This is a genomic window from Pseudomonas lactis (genome assembly GCF_001439845.1).
Classification (GTDB): domain Bacteria; phylum Pseudomonadota; class Gammaproteobacteria; order Pseudomonadales; family Pseudomonadaceae; genus Aquipseudomonas; species Aquipseudomonas lactis.
This window is the reverse complement of the sequence record NZ_JYLO01000030.1, coordinates 1-5,629: the sequence shown is the minus strand read 5'-3', so window position 1 is coordinate 5,629 and position 5,629 is coordinate 1. Positions and strand designations below refer to the sequence as shown.

Below are 5,629 nucleotides of genomic sequence, written 5' to 3'. Positions count from 1 at the left end.
CTTGGTCATGTCGCCGTGGTTCGGCACGTCAGGGTAGCGGTAGGCCAGGACCGCCGACGGAAACTGCTCAATCTCGGCGAACCAGGCGGCGCGCATGCCCAGCGGGTGCCACGCTTGTGTTGCAGCTTCAATTCCAGAGCAGACTGAGCCGTAGGTTATGGTCATGGCGGATCTCGATGTTTGGGTGGGTTACGCGGCCTGGTCTTGCTGCTTCGGCGGCCACTCCGAAAACCCCACGCGTGGCGCCTTCGTCTTCGGGTTGATGATCGGCTTGCCCTTGGCGTCCACCAGCACGGCCTTGGCCCTGATCTGCATGTCGCGGCATCTCAGAGTTTTGCGGGCAAGCTCAATGAACTGCTCGGCGTACTGTGGTGCGTCGAACAACGGTGAGAGCTGGCGGACCGTACCCCCCCCCATAATCTTCTCGGTCCGCTTTGCAACCAGCTCCAGCCATTCAGCTTCTGGGATCGGCTCGACGCCGCCAGGAGCCTTCGGGTTCTTCCGGGTACCGGCAGTTTTCTTGCGCGCCTCGGTCTTGGCTACATCGAGGGTCATTCCAAACACTGCAAAGGTGCTCATGGGTTATCTCCAGGCGTGCGCCTGCCTCGCCGGCTGGCGTGATTCGTTGGTATGGGTTATTACGGGAGACCGGCATTTAGCCGGATCAAGGAGAGCGAGATGAGCGAGAAGCCTTCAGACAATGAAGTGGCGAAGCTGATCGGCATAACTGAGAACGAGGTAGGCACCTATCGTGTCAACTCCGATCTGAGGCCTGACGGTCGATGGCTCATCTATTTCGGATACCAGATGCCTGTAGCTTTGCGCAAAGGCCTGACTGGTAGCTTCACGTTCTTAATGCCTGAGATAGGCTAAGCGCAATCTCAAGCGGCCTGGCGCTGTCCCAGCACTAGTTGCCGCGCCGCTTCAAACTCGCTGCCGAGGATTTCGGCGGTGCCCTCGATGTTCTCGTTTCCATCCTCAAGCCGTAGGCCGAGGTTCAGGTAAACGACCCCGTCCAACTCGAAGAAAACGCCGCCGCACATCCACAGGGCGCCGGGGTTCAGTCCAATCGCCTCCCAGGCTTCGTCCATATCGATGCTGGCAGGGCAATGTTCCTTCCAGAGAGCCCACAGGCGCTCATGCTCGGCGACCTGGGCGGCGCGCGCTTCCTTTGGTGTTCCTTTCGCCGGCTTGGCGCTGGAGCGAAGGGCGCGGTAGTCGTACTGGTCGGGGCGGCACCAGTGCACGTCCAGTTCGCGACTATCACTGATCTTCACGCCGCCGACGTAGCTTCGATTACCTGACCGCATCGGCGAGGCCGCACCACCAAACACCTGTCCAAGCTTGGCGCGCTGAGCGTCCCACTCTTTGCGTTTGGCTTCCCAGGCGATTACCGCGGCAACAACGGCCGGTGCGGTGGTCTTGTACATGTAGTTGCTCATGGATTACCTCCAGTCAGGCGCCGCCCTCCGTGTTACCGGATGCAGCGAGTAGGGTGGGTTATTCTTCTTCGGCGTCGAGCCGTCATGCTTGGCGCTGGCCTATGGCGTAGAGTTCTGCCGCCACGTTTTCGTTAACGACGATTTTGTGGCGCGAACGAAGCGCCTCCCGTGCGCCGTCGCGGCCTAGTGAGTGGACGTAGCGCAGGGTTCCGGCCATTACCGATGCTTGCTCAGTGTCCTCGGTCCAGGCCATCAAGTCGGCAAGCATCTGCTTTTCGCCCTGACGTACACGATGTCGCAATTCTTCCTCTCCGCGCTCTTTCCGCCTCTTGCTGCAATTTGCAGATCGAACTTGCTGATCCATGGCCATGGCCTACCTCTTCTATTCCGCTGGCCGGCAGTGCGAGCCAGGTTTGTCGTTTGCGTTGCTGGATGCGGGCTATGCGGCGCATGAGGTGCTGCCCTTGCGCGCCTTGGGATAGTCGATGCTGTATTCCGTCAGAATGCTTTCCAGCGTTCGGTTGGATATCGCAAGCTTCCCGCAAACCCTGCGGCGGGTTATTCCAAGCTCCTTGAATGCCTTGATGCGCTCGGCGTACTCGGCGTGCTTGGCTTTGGTGTCTTGCCTCCACTGCTCGCCGTAGTGGCCGCCGTGGGTGGCTCGCTTGAACGAAAAGCCGAAGTCCTTAGCTAAATCCCTGAGCGTTCTCAGTGTCATGCCGGTGACAGCCGACACTTCTGTTTGGGTGTGCGTGGGTGCCATGGCCTTCACCATTTCTGCCTTCTCCGCGCGCCTGTCCTTCCTGGCGTCCAGCGGATCAGTGGGAAGGACGGTCGCTTCAACCCGGCGCCGAACGAACGGCTTTGGCGCTGGAGGCTCTTGAGGTACGTAGACGACCGGTTTCGGTGGTGGTGGAGGCTTTATTTCCTCTATCTCACCGCCGGCCGCCACAAACTCAGCGACCTGGGCGGCAAGTTCTTCCTGGGCAGGGCGCAGGCGCTCTACTTCGTTATGGAGGATGCTGATCATGCTGCTTTACTCCGCAGTTTCTCCTCATATCCGTCCACCAGCAGCTTGAACTCCCAAAGCTCCTCTTCAAGCTTGTCGATGTAGTTGTCGTCGCGCTTGAATTCCTGCCACCACAACTGGCGTCCCACCGATTCAAGGGCTGGACAGTACATCCCGATGTGCCACCACTTTCGACCGGTGATCCACATGCACCCCTGTACCTGGTCCATGATCTCGCTGGCGTCATTGTCGATGTGGAACGAACGAAGTTTTTCAGGGGCAAGGAAGCATTTGTACTCCGATCCGCCATCTTCGCCGATGAAGCCATCTGCACTGGCGCCAAATGCGCCGTCGTCGGTTTTGACCAGTCCGACCTGGGTAACAATCAAACCAGTTTGAGCTTCATGCTCCATGCGAGCCTGGGGCTCCAGCTCATGCCCACGGCGCATTTGCCAGGTCTCAAACCCGCCATCCAATGGCTTGCCGCTGATTCGCTCTACAGCCAGCCGGAAGGCGTAATCCTGAGCCTTAGCGGTTGGCTCGCCCTTATTTGGGCCAGACTTTAGCTTGGCTCGTGCATCGCCAAACATGCTGGCGGTGATAACGCCAGCTCGCTCCTGATGCCACTCTTCGGAGCCTTGCGCGCAATTCACGATGATCATTCTGGGATCTCCTCAAATTCAACTTCTTCGTCGGCTGGTGTTTCAAGCTGCTGATCTGCGACGTCCTCGCTTTCCGGCTTGGCTTCTTCGGTGGCCTTGAGCTTCACTCCGCACGCCACCACTGCGGCCTTGAACAGGTCGTAAGCTGTTGTGTCCTTGGCCTCATTGATGACAGCCACGCCGGCCTTCCAAACTTCTGTCAGTGCGTCGGGCGTGATTGCAGCTTCGGCCTGGGTAATCCAGTGAGCGGACAGAGCAGGATCATGGGGGGCTGGTGCGGCCTTCTGGCTTTGCGCCTGAGCCTGCTCCTGTGGCCGCAGCTCCTCGGGTAGATCTTCGATGTCCTGCGTGAAGATGTCCGATGCTGCGGTGACGTTGAGCGTCATGGCGATCATGGCTCGCTTGCAGGCCATCTTGAGGATGGTGTTGGCCAGGTCTGCCGGTTCGGTACGGATCTGATCTGCGGTGTTGCCGTTCTTGTAATACTTCTTCCGGCGCAGGTTCTCTGGGGTGGCGTCCAATTCCGCTTTGCAGATGACGCCGCGCCACTTGTACTTCTCTTCGCTGGACGAGCATTCCCCTACGCCTTCGCCGAGAGCGACGCCAGTCATCTGATGGCGACCAACACAAGTGACCCGGTAGCGCGCTACACCTGGGCCGGACAGATCTTCAATTCGGTATTCCTGCGCAACCCGGAAGGTCACACAAAGCACTTCAGCACCCGGCTTGTATAGGGTTGGTTTCTGGGTGCCTGGGATGGTGCCGTAGTGCGTTTCCCGCTTCATGATGCCCTGCATCACTTCCTGTACCAGGTTAACGCGCTGGCGAATCTCTACGGCCGAGAAGCGGTGAACCTCGGCGGCAGTAAGGCCGGCGCTTTCGCGTGCCGGCATTTGAATGATCTCGTTCATGACGACCTCAGTAAGTGATGGCGATGGCTGGAATCTTGCGCTGAGCAATCAAGGTGACTGCCTGTTTCGCGCATTCCACTGGCATACCGCCGGCGATAAATGCATCCAGCGCAGCGCGGTTGATCTTTGCTTTGTGCGCCTTGTCCGCTTCCCGCGCGGCAGCTTGGCGGTTGATCTCGTCGGCAGCGGCATTTGCCCGGGCGATCTCTGCGAGTCTCGCTCGCTCGGCGGCTTCAGCTTGGCGGCGCTCCGAGTCAATGCGCTCTTGTTCTGCACGCTGCTCAGCAGCGACTCGATCGGCTTCGGCCTGAGCCATCGCTTGCTTATGTCGCTGCTCGTCTTCGATCTTCTGTTGCGCGGCGCGCTGCTCCGATTCAATCTTGTCCCGCGCTGCTTGGGCGGCGGCGCGCTCCGATTGCTCAGCAGCCAGCTTCAACTCCAGCTCGCGGCGATCAGCGGCGGCTTTTGCTTCGGCTTCACGCTTGGCTGCGGCATCACGTTCTGCCTGTGCACGCTGCTCGGCTTCGCGGCGGGCGCGTTCCTCAGCTTCCCGGGCGATTTTGGCGTCACGCTCGCGCTGGGCCTGCGCTTCTGTTTCGGCGCGCAGCCTGACCAGTTCCGCCTGTTCGGTTTCATATTTCTGGCGGGCGGCGAGGGTGGCGCGCAGCTTGTCCAGAACCTGATCCTTGGTGCGGGCAGCATCAGCCTCGAACTCTTCCCAGTGCTCGCCCATCTTCATCGCCTCAACCGAGACGATAGACTCAAGCAGTACCGCGGCGGTGACGTCCGACAGATCCAAGGCAAAATCCGCAATTGCCTGTACGGCATCGACGTGCCGATCCTTGCGAGCCTGCTCGGCGGCTTCCCACTCAGTCAGCGGCTTGCGAACTTCCTCTTGCCAAGCGCTCAGCAGCTCACGAACGCGCTTGCGCTCGGCGTCGATCTTCTTCGGTACATCCTTCAGCTCTGCAACAAGCTCTTTGCCCAGGCTGTCGAGTTTCGTTTTTGATCCCGCCAGGCTGTAAGCAATCGAGCGATACGCGTCTTGGCCCTTTTTGGTTTTAACGTCAGGTGCCGAGGCGTTGAACTTGTCGATTTCTTCCCGGACGCTTTGTAGGTACGGGTCGAGGCCGTTGGGGGCGCTGAATACTGCCAGGGCTACTTCTTTAGCTGGCAGGATCGCCAGTTGCTGTTCTTCGGACATGGGGAATCCTTGCCGCGATGCTCGCAGCGATTGAAGGTGTTGTTTATTGAGTGATTCGGTCAGCGAGGGCGCTGAGCAGCATCAGGAATGTGCAGACGGAGAGGGCAGAGAAGGAGCCGCGCCAGATGAGTAGGCGCCGGGTGCGCTGGTGGGTGGTCATGGCCGAACCCTCACCGCAATACGCTCGCCCTTGATTGCAGCAGCAAGCTTGGGCGGCAGTGCCGATACCGGTAGGTCGCGCGGCAAGCCGGCACCGAGAATGGTCAGGCTGCGTTCGATCTCGGCGATCTGCTCGTCGATCAGTGATTTAACCGGTGCGGTACTCATGCTGCGGCCCTCTTGAGCTGCTCGTTGCGCTCGACGAACTTGGCGTCCAGCGCATCGCGGTAACGGTTGGCGGT

General features: G+C 59.7%; 9 protein-coding genes and 1 pseudogene. 1 reads left to right on the top strand and 9 read right to left on the bottom strand.

Annotation, left to right across the window (positions count from 1 at the left end; all coding sequences use genetic code 11):
• A pseudogene (locus TX24_RS32700) lies at positions 1–165 on the bottom strand (DNA cytosine methyltransferase); the annotation flags it as partial.
• Between the two features lie 24 nt (positions 166–189).
• Positions 190–579: a hypothetical protein gene (locus TX24_RS29970; protein WP_057712096.1), complete on the bottom strand. Its 390-nt coding sequence runs from the start codon at positions 577–579 to the stop codon at positions 190–192.
• 99 nt (positions 580–678) lie between these two features.
• Between TX24_RS29970 and TX24_RS29965 the strand changes: the two genes are divergently transcribed.
• Positions 679–873: a hypothetical protein gene (locus TX24_RS29965; protein ID WP_057712095.1), complete on the top strand. Its 195-nt coding sequence runs from the start codon at positions 679–681 to the stop codon at positions 871–873.
• Between the two features lie 8 nt (positions 874–881).
• Here the strand turns inward: TX24_RS29965 and TX24_RS29960 are convergent, their stop codons facing one another.
• From TX24_RS29960 to TX24_RS32255, 7 genes are all read right to left on the bottom strand, one after another.
• The gene (locus TX24_RS29960; RefSeq protein ID WP_057712094.1) at positions 882–1,442 is read right to left on the bottom strand and encodes a hypothetical protein; all 561 of its coding nucleotides are present in this window, start codon (positions 1,440–1,442) and stop codon (positions 882–884) included.
• Between the two features lie 82 nt (positions 1,443–1,524).
• The gene (locus TX24_RS29955) at positions 1,525–1,812 is read right to left on the bottom strand and encodes a hypothetical protein (RefSeq protein WP_057712093.1); all 288 of its coding nucleotides are present in this window, start codon (positions 1,810–1,812) and stop codon (positions 1,525–1,527) included.
• Positions 1,813–1,881: 69 nt separating this feature from the next.
• Positions 1,882–2,472: a helix-turn-helix domain-containing protein gene (locus tag TX24_RS29950; protein WP_057712092.1), complete on the bottom strand. Its 591-nt coding sequence runs from the start codon at positions 2,470–2,472 to the stop codon at positions 1,882–1,884.
• Positions 2,469–3,113 carry a lambda exonuclease family protein gene (locus TX24_RS29945; protein ID WP_057712091.1) on the bottom strand — a complete coding sequence of 215 codons (645 nt, stop codon included), beginning with the start codon at positions 3,111–3,113 and terminating at the stop codon, positions 2,469–2,471. Before TX24_RS29945 ends, TX24_RS29950 begins: the two co-directional genes overlap by 4 nt.
• Positions 3,110–4,024, bottom strand: a complete 915-nt coding sequence (locus tag TX24_RS29940) for a hypothetical protein (protein ID WP_057712090.1) — start codon at positions 4,022–4,024, stop codon at positions 3,110–3,112. Before TX24_RS29940 ends, TX24_RS29945 begins: the two co-directional genes overlap by 4 nt.
• A 7-nt stretch (positions 4,025–4,031) precedes the next feature.
• On the bottom strand, positions 4,032–5,228 hold the full coding sequence (locus TX24_RS29935) for a coiled-coil domain-containing protein (protein WP_057712089.1): 1,197 nt from the start codon (positions 5,226–5,228) through the stop codon (positions 4,032–4,034).
• Between the two features lie 156 nt (positions 5,229–5,384).
• Positions 5,385–5,555: a hypothetical protein gene (locus TX24_RS32255; protein WP_167348441.1), complete on the bottom strand. Its 171-nt coding sequence runs from the start codon at positions 5,553–5,555 to the stop codon at positions 5,385–5,387.
• Between the last annotated feature and the right edge of the window lie 74 nt (positions 5,556–5,629).

Excerpts from the sequence above, each read along its gene's own strand:
- TX24_RS29970 (WP_057712096.1), bottom strand. The coding sequence starts at position 579 with ATGAGCACCTTTGCAGTGTTTGGAATGACCCTCGATGTAGCCAAGACC.
- TX24_RS29965 (WP_057712095.1), top strand. The coding sequence starts at position 679 with ATGAGCGAGAAGCCTTCAGACAATGAAGTGGCGAAGCTGATCGGCATA.
- TX24_RS29960 (WP_057712094.1), bottom strand. The coding sequence starts at position 1,442 with ATGAGCAACTACATGTACAAGACCACCGCACCGGCCGTTGTTGCCGCG.
- TX24_RS29955 (WP_057712093.1), bottom strand. The coding sequence starts at position 1,812 with ATGGCCATGGATCAGCAAGTTCGATCTGCAAATTGCAGCAAGAGGCGG.
- TX24_RS29950 (WP_057712092.1), bottom strand. The coding sequence starts at position 2,472 with ATGATCAGCATCCTCCATAACGAAGTAGAGCGCCTGCGCCCTGCCCAG.
- TX24_RS29945 (WP_057712091.1), bottom strand. The coding sequence starts at position 3,113 with ATGATCATCGTGAATTGCGCGCAAGGCTCCGAAGAGTGGCATCAGGAG.
- TX24_RS29940 (WP_057712090.1), bottom strand. The coding sequence starts at position 4,024 with ATGAACGAGATCATTCAAATGCCGGCACGCGAAAGCGCCGGCCTTACT.
- TX24_RS29935 (WP_057712089.1), bottom strand. The coding sequence starts at position 5,228 with ATGTCCGAAGAACAGCAACTGGCGATCCTGCCAGCTAAAGAAGTAGCC.
- TX24_RS32255 (WP_167348441.1), bottom strand. The coding sequence starts at position 5,555 with ATGAGTACCGCACCGGTTAAATCACTGATCGACGAGCAGATCGCCGAG.